The organism is Pseudomonas sp. LSJ-87 (assembly GCF_032971465.1).
GTDB lineage: Bacteria > Pseudomonadota > Gammaproteobacteria > Pseudomonadales > Pseudomonadaceae > Aquipseudomonas > Aquipseudomonas putida_Z.
Map to the genome: position 1 here is coordinate 1 of NZ_JAWJYQ010000065.1, position 17,266 is coordinate 17,266.

The 17,266-nt window shown below is 63.2% G+C and carries 16 protein-coding genes; 6 read left to right on the top strand and 10 right to left on the bottom strand.

The window, feature by feature from the left end; genetic code table 11:
* The first annotated feature begins 240 nt into the window (after positions 1-240).
* The 3 genes from RYH74_RS24835 to pdxH all read left to right on the top strand — a co-directional run bounded on the left by RYH74_RS24835 (position 241) and on the right by pdxH (position 3,129).
* Positions 241-1,386, top strand: coding sequence for an EstA family serine hydrolase (locus tag RYH74_RS24835; protein ID WP_025340366.1), 1,146 nt, complete (start codon positions 241-243; stop codon positions 1,384-1,386).
* A gap of 99 nt (positions 1,387-1,485) precedes the next feature.
* Complete coding sequence (locus tag RYH74_RS24840) at positions 1,486-2,463, top strand: OmpA family protein (RefSeq protein WP_085614187.1); 978 nt, start codon at positions 1,486-1,488, stop codon at positions 2,461-2,463.
* A gap of 18 nt (positions 2,464-2,481) precedes the next feature.
* A complete protein-coding gene (pdxH, locus tag RYH74_RS24845; protein ID WP_317410473.1) occupies positions 2,482-3,129 on the top strand; it encodes a pyridoxamine 5'-phosphate oxidase in 648 nt (215 codons plus the stop codon).
* 128 nt (positions 3,130-3,257) lie between these two features.
* Here pdxH and RYH74_RS24850 read toward each other — a convergent pair whose 3' ends face one another.
* Positions 3,258-3,491, bottom strand: coding sequence for a hypothetical protein (locus RYH74_RS24850; RefSeq protein WP_317410475.1), 234 nt, complete (start codon positions 3,489-3,491; stop codon positions 3,258-3,260).
* Positions 3,492-3,637: 146 nt separating this feature from the next.
* On the opposite strand from RYH74_RS24850, the gene RYH74_RS24855 reads away from it, so the two are divergent.
* Entirely contained in the window at positions 3,638-4,102 is a 465-nt protein-coding gene (locus RYH74_RS24855) for a glycine zipper 2TM domain-containing protein (RefSeq protein ID WP_013973925.1), read from the top strand.
* A gap of 69 nt (positions 4,103-4,171) precedes the next feature.
* Here RYH74_RS24855 and nhaA read toward each other — a convergent pair whose 3' ends face one another.
* The 8 genes from nhaA to RYH74_RS24895 all read right to left on the bottom strand — a co-directional run bounded on the left by nhaA (position 4,172) and on the right by RYH74_RS24895 (position 13,155).
* Positions 4,172-5,347 (bottom strand): Na+/H+ antiporter NhaA, encoded by a 1,176-nt coding sequence (nhaA, locus tag RYH74_RS24860; protein ID WP_317410478.1) that lies wholly within the window; start codon positions 5,345-5,347, stop codon positions 4,172-4,174.
* Between the two features lie 312 nt (positions 5,348-5,659).
* Positions 5,660-7,267 (bottom strand): NAD(P)/FAD-dependent oxidoreductase, encoded by a 1,608-nt coding sequence (locus tag RYH74_RS24865; RefSeq protein WP_317410479.1) that lies wholly within the window; start codon positions 7,265-7,267, stop codon positions 5,660-5,662.
* A 103-nt stretch (positions 7,268-7,370) separates the two neighbouring features.
* Entirely contained in the window at positions 7,371-8,045 is a 675-nt protein-coding gene (locus RYH74_RS24870) for a hypothetical protein (RefSeq protein ID WP_317410480.1), read from the bottom strand.
* Between the two features lie 166 nt (positions 8,046-8,211).
* Positions 8,212-8,913 (bottom strand): ABC transporter ATP-binding protein, encoded by a 702-nt coding sequence (locus tag RYH74_RS24875; protein ID WP_013973921.1) that lies wholly within the window; start codon positions 8,911-8,913, stop codon positions 8,212-8,214.
* On the bottom strand, positions 8,914-9,681 hold the full coding sequence (livG, locus tag RYH74_RS24880; protein ID WP_025340358.1) for a high-affinity branched-chain amino acid ABC transporter ATP-binding protein LivG: 768 nt from the start codon (positions 9,679-9,681) through the stop codon (positions 8,914-8,916). It abuts the gene before it with no gap.
* On the bottom strand, positions 9,678-10,934 hold the full coding sequence (locus RYH74_RS24885; RefSeq protein ID WP_075046120.1) for a high-affinity branched-chain amino acid ABC transporter permease LivM: 1,257 nt from the start codon (positions 10,932-10,934) through the stop codon (positions 9,678-9,680). Before RYH74_RS24885 ends, livG begins: the two co-directional genes overlap by 4 nt.
* On the bottom strand, positions 10,931-11,854 hold the full coding sequence (gene livH / locus RYH74_RS24890; RefSeq protein ID WP_025340356.1) for a high-affinity branched-chain amino acid ABC transporter permease LivH: 924 nt from the start codon (positions 11,852-11,854) through the stop codon (positions 10,931-10,933). The genes RYH74_RS24885 and livH overlap by 4 nt, the downstream gene beginning before the upstream one ends.
* Positions 11,855-12,039: 185 nt before the next feature.
* Entirely contained in the window at positions 12,040-13,155 is a 1,116-nt protein-coding gene (locus tag RYH74_RS24895; protein WP_085665462.1) for a branched-chain amino acid ABC transporter substrate-binding protein, read from the bottom strand.
* A gap of 359 nt (positions 13,156-13,514) precedes the next feature.
* On the opposite strand from RYH74_RS24895, the gene RYH74_RS24900 reads away from it, so the two are divergent.
* Positions 13,515-13,826, top strand: a complete 312-nt coding sequence (locus RYH74_RS24900; protein WP_025340353.1) for a DUF2288 domain-containing protein — start codon at positions 13,515-13,517, stop codon at positions 13,824-13,826.
* 264 nt (positions 13,827-14,090) lie between these two features.
* Positions 14,091-14,978, top strand: a complete 888-nt coding sequence (locus RYH74_RS24905) for an NAD(P)-dependent oxidoreductase (protein ID WP_075046117.1) — start codon at positions 14,091-14,093, stop codon at positions 14,976-14,978.
* Here the strand turns inward: RYH74_RS24905 and RYH74_RS24910 are convergent.
* Positions 14,878-17,142 carry a bifunctional diguanylate cyclase/phosphodiesterase gene (locus RYH74_RS24910; RefSeq protein ID WP_317410486.1) on the bottom strand — a complete coding sequence of 755 codons (2,265 nt, stop codon included), beginning with the start codon at positions 17,140-17,142 and terminating at the stop codon, positions 14,878-14,880. The two genes, RYH74_RS24905 and RYH74_RS24910, sit on opposite strands and share 101 nt — an antisense overlap.
* Between the last annotated feature and the right edge of the window lie 124 nt (positions 17,143-17,266).

Genomic DNA, 17,266 nt, shown 5'->3' on the forward strand with positions numbered 1-17,266 from the left:
TAAAACTGTCCAACTTTTCGGGGGCAGTCCATTTTGTGGGAGCGGCCTTGCGTCGCGAAAGGACTGCGGAGCAGTCCCCTGAATTCAGCGGCGCTGCATAAATTGCCGGGGCTGCTGCGCAGCCCATCGCGACACAAGGCCGCTCCCACAGTGACCACCCAGCCCAAGCCAGTTTGCAAAACGCCAAACTACTGAAACAATGCACACCATTTTCGGAATTGGTCGTACGGAGAACAGCGGGTGCAGATCCAGGGTCACTATGAGCTGAAGTTCGAAGCAGTGCGCGAAGCCTTCGCCGCGCTGTTCGATGATCCCCAGGAGCGTGGCGCCGCGCTGTGCATCCAGGTTGGTGGCGAAACCGTGGTCGACCTGTGGGCCGGCAGTGCCGACAAGGACGGCCAGCAGGCCTGGCACAGCGATACCATCGCCAACCTGTTCTCCTGCACCAAGACCTTCACCGCTGTCACCGCCCTGCAACTGGTCGGCGAGGGCAAGCTGGCCCTCGATGCGCCGGTGGCCAACTACTGGCCCGAGTTCGCCCAGGCAGGCAAACAGGCGATCACCCTGCGCCAGCTGCTCAGCCACCGTGCCGGCTTGCCGGCCATCCGTGAGCTGCTGCCGGCCGAGGCACTGTATGACTGGCAGGCCATGGTCGATGCGCTGGCTGCCGAAACGCCCTGGTGGACACCCGGCACCGAGCACGGCTATGCCGCCATTACCTACGGCTGGCTGATCGGCGAGCTGATCCGCCGTGCCGACGGCCGTGGCCCCGGCGACTCGATCGTGGCCCGTACCGCTCGGCCGTTGGGGCTGGATTTTCATGTCGGCCTGGCGGACGATGAGTTTTATCGCGTGGCGCACATCGCCCGTGGCAAGGGCAACGCCGGGGACGCTGCTGCGCAGCGCCTGCTGCAGGTGACCATGCGCGAGCCCGAGGCCCTGTCGACCCGTGCCTTCACCAACCCGCCGGCGATCCTGACCAGTACCAACAAGCCGGAGTGGCGGCGCATGCAGCAGCCAGCGGCCAATGGCCATGGCAATGCGCGCAGCCTGGCGGGCTTCTATGCAGGGTTGCTGGACGGCAGCCTGCTCGAATCCGAACTGCTCGACGAACTGACCCGTGAGCACAGCCTCGGCCAGGATCGCACCCTGCTCACCCAGACCCGTTTTGGCCTGGGCTGCATGCTCGACCAGCCCGACGTGGCCAATGCCACGTTCGGCCTCGGGGCCCGCGCCTTCGGCCACCCAGGTGCCGGTGGCTCGGTCGGTTTCGCTGACCCGGAACATGATGTGGCCTTCGGTTTCGTGGTCAATACCCTCGGCCCTTATGTGCTCATGGACCCGCGAGCCCAGAAACTGGTACGCGTCCTTGCCAGTTGCCTTTGATCGGGTAATGCGGGTGTTGGCCCACCCCTTTGACTATCCTCAATGCCAACGCCTGAAAGGCGTAGGCAAAATTTCTTTCTATTTCATGGTGTATCGCTGATGTCTTCACACAAAACCTTAGCACTCGCCCTGTGCCTGACCGCCGTTACCGGCTGCGCCAGTCACCCCCAGGACGGCTCGAAGGACAGCGCCTCGAGCTGGTGGCCCTTCGGTTCGGACAAGGTTGCCGAGCAGGAAGTGAAGCAAGCCGTCACGGAAAACGTGGCCAAGGCCGACGCCAAGTCCGACAACGCCAGCCGTTGGTGGTGGCCGTTCGGCGGTGAAGAGAAGCAGGCAAAGGGGCCGGTGGTACCGAAGATCGACCAGAAGGCCACCCAGGCCTGGCTGGACGAGTACGAGCCCAAGCTGCGTGAGGCGATCAAGGGCAGCAAGCTGGAACTGGAGCGCCGTGACAACGTGCTGGCCGTAACCATCCCGGTGGACAGCTCGTACAACCCTGACCGTCCGAACATGCTGCTGCCGATGACCCTGGGCCCGATCACTCGTGTGGCCAAGACTGTCGAGGGCGATGCCAAGACCGCCGTGCTGGTGCTCGGCCATGCCGACAGCAGCGGTGTCGCTGCCGCCAACCAGAAGCTCAGCCTGGAGCGCGCCGCTTCGGTGTCGGCCATTTTCCGCCTCAGCGGCCTGCAGCGTGATCGCCTGAACCTCAAGGGTATGGGCTCGGAAATGCCGCGCGCCGCCAACGACAGCGCCGAGGGCCGTGCCCTGAACCGCCGTGTGGAAATGCTGCTGACCCCGCAGAACACCATGGTCGCCCTGCTGGCCAAGTACCAGCAAGCCGCCCCGGCGCGGGCCCCGATGGTGGCGGTGCAGGACGTCAAGGCGCCTGCCGCCAAGCCTGCCGACAGCAAGCCGGCCACCAAGGCTGCGGCGAAGAAGCCTGTAACCAAAGCCAAGGCCAAGGCGCCAGCCAAGACCACGGCCAAGAAAAAAGCCGCGCCGGCCAAGCCCGTCGCCAAGAAAGCTACCACTGACAAGAAAGTAGCTGCCAATAGCCCTGCGAAGACCAACTGATCGTCAAGGAACGCAGCAATGACCCAATCCCTGGCCGATATGCGCCGCGACTACACCCGTGATGGCCTGGCCGAAGCCCAGGCCCCGGGGGAGCCGTTCGCCCTGTTCCACCAGTGGTTCGCCGATGCGGTGAAAACCGAGCAGGTACCGGTGGAAGCCAACGCCATGACCTTGGCCACTGTCGATGGTGAAGGCCGCCCTCACTGCCGTATCTTGCTGCTGAAGGGGCTCGATGAGCATGGTTTCACCTTCTTCACCAACTACGATAGTGCCAAGGGCCAGCAACTGCTGGTCAACCCTTTCGCCGCCATGACCTTCTTCTGGCCGGCACTGGAGCGCCAGGTGCGCATCGAAGGGCGGGTGGAAAAGGTCACGCCCCAGGAGTCGGACGCCTACTACCAGGTGCGCCCGTTGGGCAGCCGCCTGGGGGCCTGGGCTTCGCCGCAGAGCCAGGTGATTGCCGGCCGTGAGGAGCTGGAGGGGCTGGTCAAGGCCACCGAGGCGCGCTTCTCCGACACCCAGCCGCATTGCCCGGAACATTGGGGTGGGTATCGATTGCTGCCTGAGCGTATCGAGTTCTGGCAGGGGCGGGCCAGCCGCCTGCATGACCGACTGAACTACCGGCTGGTGGATGGGCAGTGGCTGCGGGAGCGGTTGGCGCCCTGAGATTCCGGGGGCTGCTGCGCAGCCCATCGCGACGCAAGGCCGCTCCCACAGGTACAGCGCAGACCCAATCTGTGGGAGCGGCCTTGTGTCGCGAAAGGGCCGCAAAGCGGCCCCAGCAATCTCCAAGGCTACCCCGGATACCCCGCAGCTTCCCGCTCCAACCACCCCGCCAACTGCTTGCGCCCCACCTTCTCCACCCGCGCCTGCTCCAGCCTTTGCAGCATATAAGCGCGTTTTCCAGGGTCCGCCCCAGCCAGCGACAACGCCAGGTCACGGTCCATCCAGCGGCGCATGCGCACATACAGCCACCAGTGGAAGTACAACCCCGCAACGGTGGTGACCACGACGATGAAGTAATCCATGGCTATCCTTGGTCTCACTTGAAAGGCCTCGACACAGCCACGCAGGCTGTCCCTTGGCTGAATGAAAACAATTTTATTACGTTTGTACCGTGACAGCCGTCAACGTGCAGCGTCTAATGAGCACCTGACTTATGGAGACTTTACCCATGCGTAAATCCGCTTTGCTGGTGGCGACCTTTACCACCATGTCGTTGTTGCTGGGTGGCTGTGCCTCGAGCCTGACCGGTGACAGCTACTCCCGTGATGAGGCCCGCCGCGTGCAAACCGTGCGCATGGGCACCATCGAGTCCCTGCGCCCGGTCAAGATCGAGGGCACCAAGACCCCGATCGGCGGTGGTGCTGGCGCCATCGTCGGTGGCGTGGCCGGCAGCGCCGTGGGTGGGGGCCGTGGCAGCATCGTCGCCGCCGTGATCGGTGCCGTTGCCGGTGGCCTGGCCGGTTCCGCCGCCGAAGAAGGCCTGACTCGTACCCAGGGTGTCGAAATCACCGTGCGTGAGGATGATGGCAGCATGCGTGCCTATGTGCAGGCCGTGCAGCAGAACGAGATCTTCCGCGTTGGCGACCGCGTGCGCATCATGACCGTCGATGGCACCAGCCGCGTCACGCACTGACCGTAGCCCAACAAGACAAAACCCCGACATGGCGCTCGCCAGTCGGGGTTTTTTCATGCTGCGGCCAGGTCAGTCGACATTGGGCTTGCGGCTGGCCATGGCGGTCACCGCATAGCCGATCACGGCGGCGAAGAACGAGCCGGTGAGAATACCCATGCGGTCCATTCCGGCGTAATCACTGCTGCCAGGCACAAAGGCGAGCGAGCCAACGAACAGGCTCATGGTGAAGCCGATACCGCAAAGTATCGCCACACCCAGCAATTGCCCCCAACTGGCGCCTGCAGGAAGCGCGGCCAGGCGCAGCTTGACCGCGACCCAGGTCAGGCCGAAGACACCCACGGTCTTGCCCAGCAGCAGCCCGACGGCGATGCCCAGTGGCACCGGGTGGGTGAAGCTTTCTACGGTCATGCCTGCCAGCGATACACCGGCATTGGCGAAAGCGAACAGCGGCAGGATGGCGTAGGCGACCCAAGGATGCAGGGCGTGCTCCAGGGCGAGCAGTGGCGAGCGTTCGGCATGGCGCGTGCGCAGCGGGATGCACAGGGCCAGGGCAACCCCGGCCAGGGTGGCATGTACACCGCTCTTGAGCACGCAGACCCACAGGATCAGGCCAACGACCATGTACGGTCCAAGCTTGACCACGCCAAGCCGGTTCATGGCCACCAGCACTACCAGGCAGGCGGCGGCCAGCAGCAGCGACACGCTCGACAGGGTGCCCGAGTAGAACAGGGCAATGACGATGATCGCACCCAGATCGTCGATGATCGCCAGGGTCATCAGGAACAGTTTCAGCGACACAGGCACGCGCTTGCCCAGCAAGGCCAGTACGCCAAGGGCGAAGGCGATGTCGGTGGCGGTGGGAATCGCCCAGCCGGCCACGGCCGCCGGGTTGTCACGGTTGATGAACCAGTAGATCAGTGCCGGTATCACCATGCCGCCCACGGCGGCGGTGGCAGGCAGGATCACCTGGGAGGGCTTGGACAGGTGGCCGTCGACCACCTCGCGCTTGACCTCCAGGCCGATGAGCAGGAAGAACAGGGCCATCAGGCCGTCGTTGATCCACAGCAGCAGCGGTTTGGCGATGTGCAGCGCGCCGACCTGGACGGCGACGGGGACGTCGAGCAGGCCGCTGTACAGGTAGGACAGTGGCGAGTTGTTGATGATCAGGGCCAGGATGGCCGCAGCGATCAGCAACAGGCCGCTGGCGGCTTCGAGCTGGAAGAAGCGGGTGAACAGGCTACGCACGGGCTATAGGCTCTCCATGAGCAGTTGACGATGGAACGGGCGTACACCCTAGCCTGTGACGATATGCTTTCAAACAAAAACTATATTCGTTTTTGTTATATGTTGTTACTGGCTGGGCTGAGGGAAGCCTAGATGCAGATGGGGAAAGAGTGGGGAGGGGAAGTCTGATGTTTGTTGTGGATTTTTCTGATGTCTGCAGTGGCCCTTTCGCGGGTAAACCCGCTCCCACAGGTACTTCACAGTCTTCAATACCTGTGCAGTACCTGTGGGAGCGGGTTTACCCGCGAAGAGGCCCTGGCATGTAATAAAGGCTCAGAGGCCGAGCATATCCCGCGCCACCGCCTCGGCGATACGAATGCCATCGACACCTGCCGACAGGATCCCGCCCGCATACCCGGCCCCTTCACCCGCCGGGAACAGCCCCTTCAGGTTCAGGCTCTGGAAGTCCTCACCGCGGGTGATGCGCAGCGGCGACGAGGTGCGGGTCTCGATCCCGGTCAACACTGCATCATGCAGGTTGTAGCCCTTGATCTGCCGGTCGAACGCCGGCAGTGCCTCGCGAATGGCCTCGATGGCGAAGTCCGGCAGGCTCGGCGCCAGGTCGCCCAGGGTCACGCCCGGTTTGTAGGACGGCTCGACACTGCCCAGTGCAGTCGACGGCCGGCCGGCGACGAAGTCACCCACTAGCTGCGCCGGGGCCTGGTAGTTGCTGCCGCCCATCACGTAGGCGTGGGCTTCCAGGCGTTCCTGCAGTTCGATGCCGGCCAGCGGGCCGCCCGGGTAATCGCGTTCGGGGTCGATGCCGACGACGATGCCGGAGTTGGCGTTGCGCTCGTTACGCGAGTACTGGCTCATGCCGTTGGTAACCACCCGGCCTGGCTCGCTGGTGGCGGCGACCACGGTGCCGCCCGGGCACATGCAGAAGCTGTACACCGAACGGCCGTTCTTGGCGTGGTACACCAGCTTGTAGTCGGCGGCACCAAGTTTCGGGTGACCGGCGTACTTGCCCAGGCGCGCCTTGTCGATCAGCGTTTGCGGGTGTTCGATGCGGAAGCCCACCGAGAACGGCTTGGCTTCCATGTACACACCCTTGGCGTGCAGCATGCGGAAGGTGTCGCGGGCACTGTGGCCCAGGGCCAGCACCACATGGCGCGAGTGCAGCTGTTCGCCGCTCTCCAGCACCACGCCGGTCAGCTGCCCATCCTCGATCAGCAGGTCGGTGACCTTCTGCTGGAAGCGCACTTCGGCGCCGAGGGCGATCATGTCCTGACGCATCTGCTCGACCATGCCGGTGAGGCGGAAGGTACCGATGTGCGGCTTGTTGATGTACAGGATCTCGTCCGGCGCACCGGCCTTGACGAACTCTTCCAGCACTTTGCGGCCGTGGTGCTGCGGGTCCTTGATCTGGCTGTACAGCTTGCCGTCGGAGAAGGTACCGGCGCCGCCTTCGCCGAACTGCACGTTGGACTCTGGGTTGAGCACGCTCTTGCGCCACAGGCCCCAGGTGTCCTTGGTGCGCTGGCGCACTTCCTTGCCGCGCTCGAGGATGATCGGCTTGAAGCCCATCTGTGCCAGCAACAGGCCGGCGAAGATGCCGCACGGGCCGAAGCCGACCACGATCGGGCGCTCCTGCAGATCGGCAGGGGCCTGGCCGACGAACTTGTAGGTCACGTCTGGCGCCTGGCCGATGTTGCGATCGTCGGCGAACTTGCTGAGCAGTTCGGCTTCGTTGCTGGCTTCCAGGTCGATGGTGTAGATGAACAGCAGTTCGCTGTTCTTCTTGCGCGCATCGTAGCTGCGCTTGAACAGGTTGAAGCTGAGCAGTTGCTCGTCGCGGATGCCCAGGCGCTGGACGATGGCTTCACGCAGGGCTTCGTCGGGATGGTCCAGGGGCAGCTTCAGTTCGGTGATTCGTAGCATGGCAGGGTCCAGTATCCCGGCCATGGGCGGCCGGCGGCTTTACACAAACCGCCAAGTATAAGCTGTTCGCCGCCCCGACTGGCAGGATAAAAGCGCCCGGCGATCAGTTGTCGCGCGCACCGCCGTAGTAACCGCAGCCCTGCAGGGTCTTGCCGTCGATGCGCAGTTCGGCGCGCAGGTGGTGGATGGCACCGGTGGCGGTGTCTACGCAGCGTTGTGGCGCGACCCACAGCTCCACGTGCTGGCTGTTGGCTTCGCTGGTCAGGGTCAGGCCTCCGCCGGGCACTTCTTCTTCCAGGAAGGGCAGGGGCAGGGGTTCCTGGCCGACGCGGTTGAGCACCATGCCTTTGCCACTGGCCTTGATGTCCCATTCCGGCTCATGGCCGTTGGCGCGCAGGGTCAGCTGCTTGAAGTTGGGGTCTTCACAAGCTCGGGTGGAAGGTTCCAGGCGGTACAGGCGACGAACTTCCAGCTGGCCGTCGTTGTTGGCCTGCCTGCTGCCGGTGAGGCGGCCACGGACGTCGGCGAACAGCTTGTCGTTGGCGTCCTTGGCGAGGTTGGCGGCTTCCTGCAGGATGCCGGTGGCGGCGACGTCGTTGATCACGAAAGTGCGGTTTTCGCTGCACGGCTTGAACAGCAGCTGGCCACCGGCAGCACGCAACTCGCCCTGCATGCGCGTGGTGCCGATGTTCGGGTCGCTGGGGGCGTCAGCCATGAGCTGGCAGCCGGCGAACAGGGGCAGCAGGGCGGTGAGCAGCAGGGTGGGGGTGAGACGCATGGGGCGGGCTCCGGGGTCTTTGCCGTGAAAGCAGGCCACGTTACTCAGGCTGGCGCTGGATCACAAGTTAATGGTTGCCTGTGCTGGCCCTATCGCCGGCAAGCCAGTACAGGCAATACATTTCTGACAGGTAGAAAAAAGGGCCAGTAGATGGCCCTTTTCCCGGTCAACCCCCCAGGTACGCGTCGCGCACCTTCGGGTCGGTCAACAGTGCTTCCCCAGTACCCTGCATCACCACCCGGCCGTTCTCCAACACATAGGCCCGGTCAGCGATCTTCAGCGCCTGGTTGGCGTTCTGCTCCACCAGGAACACCGTCACGCCATCACGGCGCAGCTGTTCGATGATGTCGAAGATCTGCTGGATGATGATCGGCGCCAGGCCCAGCGAGGGCTCGTCGAGCAGCAGCAGCTTGGGTTTGCTCATCAGCGCCCGGCCAATGGCGAGCATCTGTTGCTCGCCACCGGACATGGTGCCGCCACGCTGGATATAACGCTCCTTCAGGCGCGGGAACAGCTGCAGTACCTTGTCCAGCTGCTCCTGGTAATCGCCCTTGTCGGTGAAGAAACCGCCCATCGCCAGGTTTTCCTCGACGGTCAGGCGGGAGAACACACGGCGGCCTTCCGGCACCACCGCGATGCTCTTGCGCATGATGTGCGAGGACGGCTGGCCGACCAGTTCTTCACCCAGGTACTTGATGCTGCCGCTGTGCGCCTGCGGCGAGCCGCACAGGGTCATCAGCAAGGTCGACTTGCCGGCACCGTTGGCGCCGATCAGGGTAACGATCTCGCCCTGGTTGATCTCCACGTTGACGCTGTGCAGCGCCTGGATCTTGCCGTAGAAGGTGGAAACGTTCTCGAACTTCAGCATTTACGCTTCCCCCAGGTAGGCTTTGATCACGTCAGGGTTGTCGCGGATCTCTTCCGGCGTGCCGTGGGCCAGGGGGGTGCCCTGGTTGATCACCACGATATGGTCGGAAATGCTCATCACCAGCTTCATGTCGTGCTCGATCAGCAGCACGGTGACGTTGTGCGACTCACGCAGGTAGGCGATCAGCGCCTTGAGGTCTTCGGTCTCCTTCGGGTTCAGGCCCGCTGCCGGTTCGTCGAGCATGATGATGCGCGGCTGGGTCATCATGCAGCGGGCGATTTCCAGGCGGCGCTGCTGGCCGTAGGCGAGGGTGCCGGCGGTACGGTTGGCGAACTCGGTCAGGTTGACCTTCTCCAGCCAGTACTGCGCGCGCTCCATGGCCTCCTTCTCGCTGCGGCGGAAGTTCGGGGTCTTGAACAGGCCGGCGAAGAAGTTGGTGTTCAGGTGGCGGTGCTGGGCGATCAGCAGGTTTTCCAGCGCGGTCATTTCCTTGAAAAGGCGCACGTTCTGGAAGGTCCGCACCACGCCCTTGCGGGCGATCTGGTGCCCGGCCAGGCCCTGGATCGGCTGGCCATCGAGCAGGATGGTGCCGCCGCTGGGCTTGTAGAAGCCGGTCAGGCAGTTGAACACCGTGGTCTTGCCGGCACCGTTCGGGCCGATCAGTGCCACCACCTGTTTTTCCTTGACGGTCAGGCCCACGCCGTTGACCGCCAACAAGCCGCCGAAGCGCATGCTCAGGCCGCTGACTTGCAGAATTTCGCGGCTCATCGACGCAGCTCCATGTGTGGACGTTGCATAGGCAGCAGGCCTTGCGGACGCCAGATCATCATCAACACCATCAGCGCACCGAACATCAGCATCCGGTATTCGCTGAACTCACGCATCAGCTCGGGCAGCAGGATCATCACGATGGCCGCGAGGATCACGCCCAGTTGTGAGCCCATGCCGCCGAGCACGACGATGGCGAGGATGATCGCCGACTCGATGAAGGTGAACGACTCCGGCGTCACCAGGCCCTGGCGCGCAGCGAAGAAGCTGCCGGCGAAACCGGCGAAGCAGGCGCCCAGGGTGAATGCCGACAGCTTGATCACGGTCGGGTTCAGGCCCAGTGCACGGCAGGCGATCTCGTCTTCGCGCAGGGCTTCCCAGGCGCGGCCGATCGGCATGCGCAGCAGGCGGTTGATCACGAACAGCGCCAGCAGGGCCAGCAGCAGGGCCACCAGGTAGAGGAAGATGACCTTGTTGATCGAGTTGTATTCCAGCCCGAAGAACTCATGGAAGGTCTGCATGCCCTCGGCGGCACGGCGTTCGAAGGTCAGGCCGAAGAGCTCTGGCTTGGGGATGTTGCTGATGCCGTTGGGGCCGCCGGTCCAGTCGGTGAGGTTACGCAGGAACAGGCGGATGATCTCGCCGAAGCCGAGGGTCACGATCGCCAGGTAGTCACCGCGCAGGCGCAGCACCGGGAAGCCGAGCAGGAAGCCGAAGGTAGCGGCCATCAGGCCGGCGATCGGCAGGCATACCCAGAAGCTCCAGCCCAGGTAGTGCGAGAGCATGGCGTAGCTGTAGGCGCCGACGGCGTAGAAGCCGACGTAACCGAGGTCGAGCAGGCCTGCCAAACCGACCACGATGTTCAGGCCCAGGCCCAGCAACACGTAGATCAGGATCAGCGTGGCAATGTCGACCGCACCGCGCGAGCCGAAGAACGGCCACACCAGTGCCGCGATGATCAGGCCCATGATCACGTAGCGCTGGGTCTTCGGCAGGGTCAGGTAGTTGCTGACCGCCGGCGGGATCAGCTTGCGATCCGAACGGCGGCCCATTACCGAGTTCCACTGCTTGTCGAACAGCACGCGCAGGAACATCAGCACCGAGCACAGGGCAATGATGCTGAGGTTGAACGAGCCCTGGCTGTGCACGGACAGGCTGATGCCGTCGATGCTCAGTTTCAGGCCCAGTACCGGGAAGGCCACGGCCCATACCAGCAAGGCGCTGAAGAACGCCTGTTTGAGATTTCTGTTCATACTTTTTCAACCTCCGGGCGGCCCAGGATGCCGGTCGGCCGGAATAGCAGGACAAGAACCAACAAGCCGAATGCCACCACGTCCTTGTACTGGTCGCCGAAGATATCGGCACCGAACGCTTCGGCCACGCCCAGCACCAGCCCGCCGAGCATGGCGCCCGGAATGCTGCCGATGCCACCCAGCACCGCCGCGGTAAAGGCCTTCAGGCCCACCAGGAAACCGGCGTTGGGGTTGATCACCCCGTACTGCATGCTCAGCAGCACGGCCGCCACCGCCGCCAGGGCGGCACCGATGACGAAGGTGAGGGCGATGATGTTGTTGGTGTTGATGCCCAGCAGGTTGGCCATCTTGATGTCCTCGGCACAGGCGCGGCAGGCGCGGCCCAGGCGGGAACGGGAGATGAACAGGGTGAGGCAGGTCATGGCCACCAGGGTGACCACGAACACCAGGATCTGCATGTAGCTGATCAGTACTTCCTCCGCGCCGCCCGGCCCGAACGAGAAGCTTCCGGGGATCAGGTTGGGGATGGACTTGTCCTTGGAGTCTTGCGAAAGCAAGACGGTGTTCTGCAGGAAGATCGACATGCCGATGGCGGAAATCAGCGGGATCAGTCGGTTGCTGTTGCGCAGGGGGCGGTAGGCAACCCGTTCGATGCTGTAGCCATAGGCACTGGTGACGAAGATCGTCGCGACGAAGGCGACGGTCATCAGGATCGGCAGCGAATGGATACCCATCATGGCCAGGCCCGCCAGGGCGATGAAGGCCACGTAGGAACCGATCATGTACACCTCGCCGTGGGCGAAGTTGATCATGCCAATGATGCCGTACACCATCGTGTAGCCGATGGCGATCAAGGCATAGGTGCTGCCGATGGTCAATCCATTAACCAGTTGTTGGAAGAAATGGTAGATCTCAGGCATTACAGCGCTCCTAAAAACCTGATTTGCATTTCGCTGGCGGGGGTAGGCCAGGAAACCGCGGGTGACGGTTTTAAGATTTTCAGGTGAACCCGCCCCCGGATCGCGGGGATCAGGCCCATGAACCTCGTAAAACAAAGCCCACTGCTCGCACAGTGGGCTTCTACGGTCAGCTATTAGTCACGCAGTTACTGAGGGGAGACTTCGGTCTTCGGCTTGCCGAAGTGCCATTCGTAGACCACGAACTTGAAGTCTTTCAGGTCGCCTTTGGCGTCGTAGGACAGGTCACCGGTCGGGGTCTTGAAGGTGCCGGCGTGGATGGCGGCTGCCACCTTGTCGGTATCTTCGGACTTGGCGGCCTTGATGCCCTGGGCAATCAGCTCGACAGCCGAGTAGGCCGGGAACACGAACGGGCCGCTTGGGTCCTTGCCGTCAGCCTTGATGGCGTCGACGATCTTCTTGTTCGCAGGGTCCGCGTCGAACGACTTCGGCAGGGTCACCAGCAGGCCTTCGGAGGCGTTCTGGGCGATCTGCGAGATGGAGTCGTTGCCCACGCCTTCCGGGCCCATGAACTTGGCTTTCAGGCCCTTTTCCTGAGCCTGGCGCAGGATCAGGCCCAGCTCTGGGTGGTAGCCGCCGTAGTAGACGAAGTCGACGTTGTTCTGCTTGAGCTTCTGGATGATCGAGGAGAAGTCCTTGTCACCGGCGTTCAGGCCTTCGAACACGGCAACCTTGGTGCCTTTGCCTTCCAGGGTCTGCTTGACCGCGGTAGCGATGCCTTCACCGTACTGCTGCTTGTCGTGCAGGACGGCTACCACCTTCGGCTTGACGTGGTCGGCGATGTAGTTGCCGGCAGCCGGGCCCTGGGCGCTGTCCAGGCCGATGGTACGGAAGATCAGCTTGTAGCCACGGGCGGTGATTTCCGGGGAGGTGGCGGCCGGGGTGATCATGATCACGCCTTCGTCTTCGTAGATGTCGGACGCAGGCTGGGTGGAGCTGGAGCACAGGTGGCCGATGACGAACTTGACGCCGTCGTTGACCACTTTGTTGGCGACTGCAACGGCCTGTTTAGGGTCGCAGGCGTCGTCGTATTCCTTGGCTTCGAGCATCTTGCCATCCACGCCGCCCGCGGCGTTGATATCCTTGATGGCTTGCTTTGCGCCGATGAACTGCATGTCGCCGTACTGGGTCACAGGACCGGTCTTGGGGCCTGCAATCCCGATCTTGATGGTATCGGCGGCAAACGAATGGCTGGCTACCCCTGCCAGAACCATTGCGGCGAACAGCTTGGAAATCTTGATCATAGTGCTCCACTCATTCTGTTGTAATTCTTATAGTCCTGGCGGCCAGGGCTACAGACCGGGCGGGATTTGCGGCGTGGCCATGCCAACGCGCAAGCCCACCTTCCCCCGGAACATGTCCCGGAACTGTACCGGTACAGTGTAGAGCGCTGTTCGAGCGCTTGAAAAGCGGTCGAAAAGTGCCTGCTTCCTGGGTTGTCGCATGGTCGACACAAAGATACAGAAAGGCGCCATCAAACTGCCTGCATCTGCGACCCCGCCCCACAACTTCGGGATCAATCGACCAAATTACATATTTGAAACCGGGTTTTTCTGCAAAAATGCCGACCTTTTTTATTGGCCGATTTTTGCGGAAACCACCCATGACTGATCAAACAAGCACCCTCTATGCCAAATTGCTTGGCGAGACGGCAATCATCGAGTGGAAAGCGCTGGAGCGTTTCTGGGCCAAGGGTGACCTGATTTGGGTCGACCCGAGCCTCGATCTGATCGCCGTTGCTGAGGCGATGGCCGAGAATCGCAGCGAGATCTTCGCCAAGTGGCGTAGTGATGGCACTGTTGGGCCGGTGACCGCCGAGCAGGCCCATGACCTGCAAAGCCGCGATCCAGAGATCTGGGCGGTGGTGGTTTCGCCGTTCATCGTGATCCAGGTGAAGCCCCCGGCAGAGGCATGATCGCTTTTGGTGCGCGAAAATGCGCAGCAGCCCCGTTTTGGTGCTCGAAGGCGCTCAAAGCGGGTAGAGGGAAGTAACAATTCGGCGTGGCGGTAACAGTTTACGGGATGCGTAATGGGGGCTGCCTTGCAGCCCTTCGCGGGCATGTCCGTTCCCACAGGTCAGATGCTGCTCTTCAGACCAGCGCTGGTCCCGTGGGAGCGGGCGGGCCCGCGAAGGCCGCAAAGCGGCCCGGATCGATATCGAATTTGTCCGGAGTCATTGATGAACTCAAAACTACCTTCGCTTGGATTCGCCGGCATCGGCCTGATGGGTCTGCCCATGTGCCGGCGCCTGTTGGCAGCGGGCTACCCGCTGACCGTGTGGAACCGCAGCCCGGACAAGTGCGCTGCACTGGTCGCCGCCGGCGCGCGCCTGGCCAGCAGCCCTGCCGAACTGTGCCGCGACAGCGACATGCTGCTGCTGTGCCTGGCCGACACGGCCGTGGTCCGCGAAGTGGTGTTCGGCGAGCAAGGCATCGCCCAGGGCGGGCGCAGCGGCCAGTTGCTGATCGATTTCTCCAGCCTGGAGCCAACCGCCACCCGTGAAATGGCCGCCGAACTGGCAGCGCTGTGCGGCATGGCCTGGCTGGACGCGCCAGTTTCCGGCGGCACGCCGGGGGCCGAAGCCGGCACCCTGGCGATCATGGTCGGTGGCGAGGCGGCCGATCTGGAGCGCGCGCGCCCGGTACTGCAGGTACTCGGCCAGCGGGTGACGCATATGGGGGCGGTGGGCGCAGGCCAGGTGACCAAGGCCTGCAACCAGATGATCGTGGCCTGCAATGCCTTGGTGATCGCCGAAGTGGTGGCCTTGGCTGAACAGTCCGGGGTCGATGCGACGCTGATCGCCGAAGCGCTGGCGGGCGGCTTTGCCGATTCCAAACCGTTGCAGATCCTCGCTCCGCAAATGGCCGAAAGCCGCTTCGAGCCGATCAAGTGGCACGTACGCACGCTGCTCAAGGACCTCGATGGCGCGGTCAAGTTTTCCCGCGAGCAAGGCTCGGCGACGCCGCTCAGTGGCCTTGCCGCACAATTGATGCGCCTGCACGCAAGCCAGGGGTACCTGCAAAAAGATCCGGCGACGCTGGTTGAGCTGTATCGCAGCAAGGGCTGAACACGCCGCCCTGGTGCTGCAGCCGCTCCAGCAGCGAGCGCAGTTCGGCAAGCGGCTCCGGGCGGCCCAGCAAGTAGCCCTGCAGGTAATCGCAGCCGTGGGCTTCGAGAAACGCCAGCTGTTCGGCGGTTTCCACGCCCTCGCTGACCACCTGCAGATGCAGGGTATGCGCCATGACGATGATCGCCTGGACGATCTCGCGGTCCTTCTGGCTGCCCGGCACATCCTGCAGGAAGCTGCGGTCGATCTTCAGAACGTCCAGCGGCAGGCGCTTGAGGTAGGCCAGTGACGAGTAGCCGGTGCCGAAGTCATCGATCGACAGTGCCACGCCCAGGGCGCGCACGCGCTTGAGCAGGTTGACCGTGCGCTGGATATCACCCATCAGGGCGTTCTCGGTCACTTCCAGTTCCAGCTGCCGAGGCGCGAGACCGGCGTGGAACAGTGCCTTTTCCACTTCGTTGGGCAGTTCGTCGTGGCTGAGGGTGACGGCCGAGCAATTGACCGTGACCTTGAGGTCGCCATGGCCGTGGCGCTGCAGGTAGGCCAGGTCGGCGCAAGCGTGGCGCAGCACCCACAGGTCGAGGTCGATGATCAGCCCGTTGGCTTCGGCGATGGCGACAAAACGATCGGGCCCGAGCAGACCGTGTTGCGGGTGTCGCCAGCGCACCAGGGCCTCCAGTTTGGCCACTTGCCTGCTGCGCAGGTCGAAGATCGGCTGGTAGTGCACGCACAGCCCATGCTCCTCGAGCAGGGCCACCCGCAGTTCCTCTTCCAGTTGCAGGGCAATCGAGGCCTGGGTCTTCAGGCTGTCGTTGAAGAAGTTCAGGCTGTTGCGCCCGTTGCCCTTGGACTGGTACAGGGCGAGGTCTGCATGCTTGAGCAGCTCTTCGGCGGTGGTGCCGTCGTCGGGGAAGATGCTGATACCGATGCTGGTGGTCATGACCATGCGCCGGCCGCCCAGGTTGATGGGCTCTTTCATTCTCTGCATGATGCGCTGGGCCAGGTGGCGGGCTTCGTCGCGGTTGTTGAGGCTGGTGACCACGCAGAACTCGTCGCCGCCAAAGCGTGCGACCAGGTCGTGGTTGCGGGTGGCGGCCTTGATGTGGCTGGCGATCACCTTGAGCAGTTCGTCGCCGGCGTCGTGACCGAGGCTGTCGTTGATGCGCTTGAAATGGTCGATGTCGAGGAACATCACTGCCAGGTGGCTTTCCGTGGCCTGGTGTTCGGCCAGGCGTTCGGCGAACACCTGGTTGAAACCGCGGCGGTTTACCAGGCTGGTCAGGGCATCGTAGTGCGCGGCCTGCTGCAGCGACGCGCGGGCCTGGTCGAGCTGGCTGAGCAGCACGCTGACCCGGCGCAGGTCGTGCTCCTTGCTTTGCAGCTTCTTGTCGGCCAGCGCGGTACTGATGCTGGCAGCACTGATCAGCAGGGTGATGAAGCCGATGCCCAGCGCCAGTTGCAGGCTGTTATCGCCAGAGGGCAGGCGCAGGGCGGTGTCTGCCGGGATGACCAGGGTCATGGCCGACATCGCGGTGAAGTGGGTGGCGACGATACCGCCGGCCATCAGCAGGCTGGCGCCGTACTTCATGGCCTGGTGCAGGGTACCGCTGCCATGGCGGAAGTAGCGGGCCAGGTACAGCGCGGTCAGGCTGGTGAGCAGGGCAATGGTGGCCGAGGCCAGCAGCAGGCCGGACTGGTAGTACTGGCGGGCGCCGGTTTCCAGGGCGGCCATGCCTACGAAGTGCATCACGATGATACCCAGGCCGATCAGTACCGCACTTTGCAGGTAATGGAGTGTGTGCATCTGGCTGCGGTCGAGGCTGTGCATGGCCAGCCAGGCGACGGCCAGGGCGATGAGCAGCGAAAGGATGGTCAGGGACGCGTCGTAGTGCACTTCAACTGGCGCCTGGAAGGCCAGCATGCTGATGAAGTGCATGGCCCAGATGCCACCAGCAAGGCAGCAGGCACCGAGCATGTTCCATTGTCGGTGGGCGGTGGGGTCTTCGCTGTGGGATTGGCGCTCGGCCATGTCCAGGGTGGCGAAGCAGGCCGCACAGGCGACGAAGTAGGCGAGCAGAACCAGGAGCGGTTCATGCCGGCAATCAATGACGATGCGCCCGGTTGCCGGCAGGTCGGCGAACAGTTGCAGCCCCAGCCATTCCATGGAATGCCTCATGATCGAGTTTTCACTCGTCTGCGCTACAACCCTGTGCAGACTGTCCAGAGGCAGTATAGGAAGAGGTGTTTAACCCTTCCTGACTAATGGCACATTGATTTCTACGATTTGG

Excerpts from the sequence above, each read along its gene's own strand:
- RYH74_RS24840 (WP_085614187.1), top strand. The coding sequence starts at position 1,486 with ATGTCTTCACACAAAACCTTAGCACTCGCCCTGTGCCTGACCGCCGTT.
- pdxH (WP_317410473.1), top strand. The coding sequence starts at position 2,482 with ATGACCCAATCCCTGGCCGATATGCGCCGCGACTACACCCGTGATGGC.
- RYH74_RS24850 (WP_317410475.1), bottom strand. The coding sequence starts at position 3,491 with ATGGATTACTTCATCGTCGTGGTCACCACCGTTGCGGGGTTGTACTTC.
- RYH74_RS24855 (WP_013973925.1), top strand. The coding sequence starts at position 3,638 with ATGCGTAAATCCGCTTTGCTGGTGGCGACCTTTACCACCATGTCGTTG.
- RYH74_RS24865 (WP_317410479.1), bottom strand. The coding sequence starts at position 7,267 with ATGCTACGAATCACCGAACTGAAGCTGCCCCTGGACCATCCCGACGAA.
- RYH74_RS24870 (WP_317410480.1), bottom strand. The coding sequence starts at position 8,045 with ATGCGTCTCACCCCCACCCTGCTGCTCACCGCCCTGCTGCCCCTGTTC.
- RYH74_RS24875 (WP_013973921.1), bottom strand. The coding sequence starts at position 8,913 with ATGCTGAAGTTCGAGAACGTTTCCACCTTCTACGGCAAGATCCAGGCG.
- livG (WP_025340358.1), bottom strand. The coding sequence starts at position 9,681 with ATGAGCCGCGAAATTCTGCAAGTCAGCGGCCTGAGCATGCGCTTCGGC.
- RYH74_RS24885 (WP_075046120.1), bottom strand. The coding sequence starts at position 10,934 with ATGAACAGAAATCTCAAACAGGCGTTCTTCAGCGCCTTGCTGGTATGG.
- livH (WP_025340356.1), bottom strand. The coding sequence starts at position 11,854 with ATGCCTGAGATCTACCATTTCTTCCAACAACTGGTTAATGGATTGACC.
- RYH74_RS24895 (WP_085665462.1), bottom strand. The coding sequence starts at position 13,155 with ATGATCAAGATTTCCAAGCTGTTCGCCGCAATGGTTCTGGCAGGGGTA.
- RYH74_RS24900 (WP_025340353.1), top strand. The coding sequence starts at position 13,515 with ATGACTGATCAAACAAGCACCCTCTATGCCAAATTGCTTGGCGAGACG.
- RYH74_RS24905 (WP_075046117.1), top strand. The coding sequence starts at position 14,091 with ATGAACTCAAAACTACCTTCGCTTGGATTCGCCGGCATCGGCCTGATG.
- RYH74_RS24910 (WP_317410486.1), bottom strand. The coding sequence starts at position 17,142 with ATGGAATGGCTGGGGCTGCAACTGTTCGCCGACCTGCCGGCAACCGGG.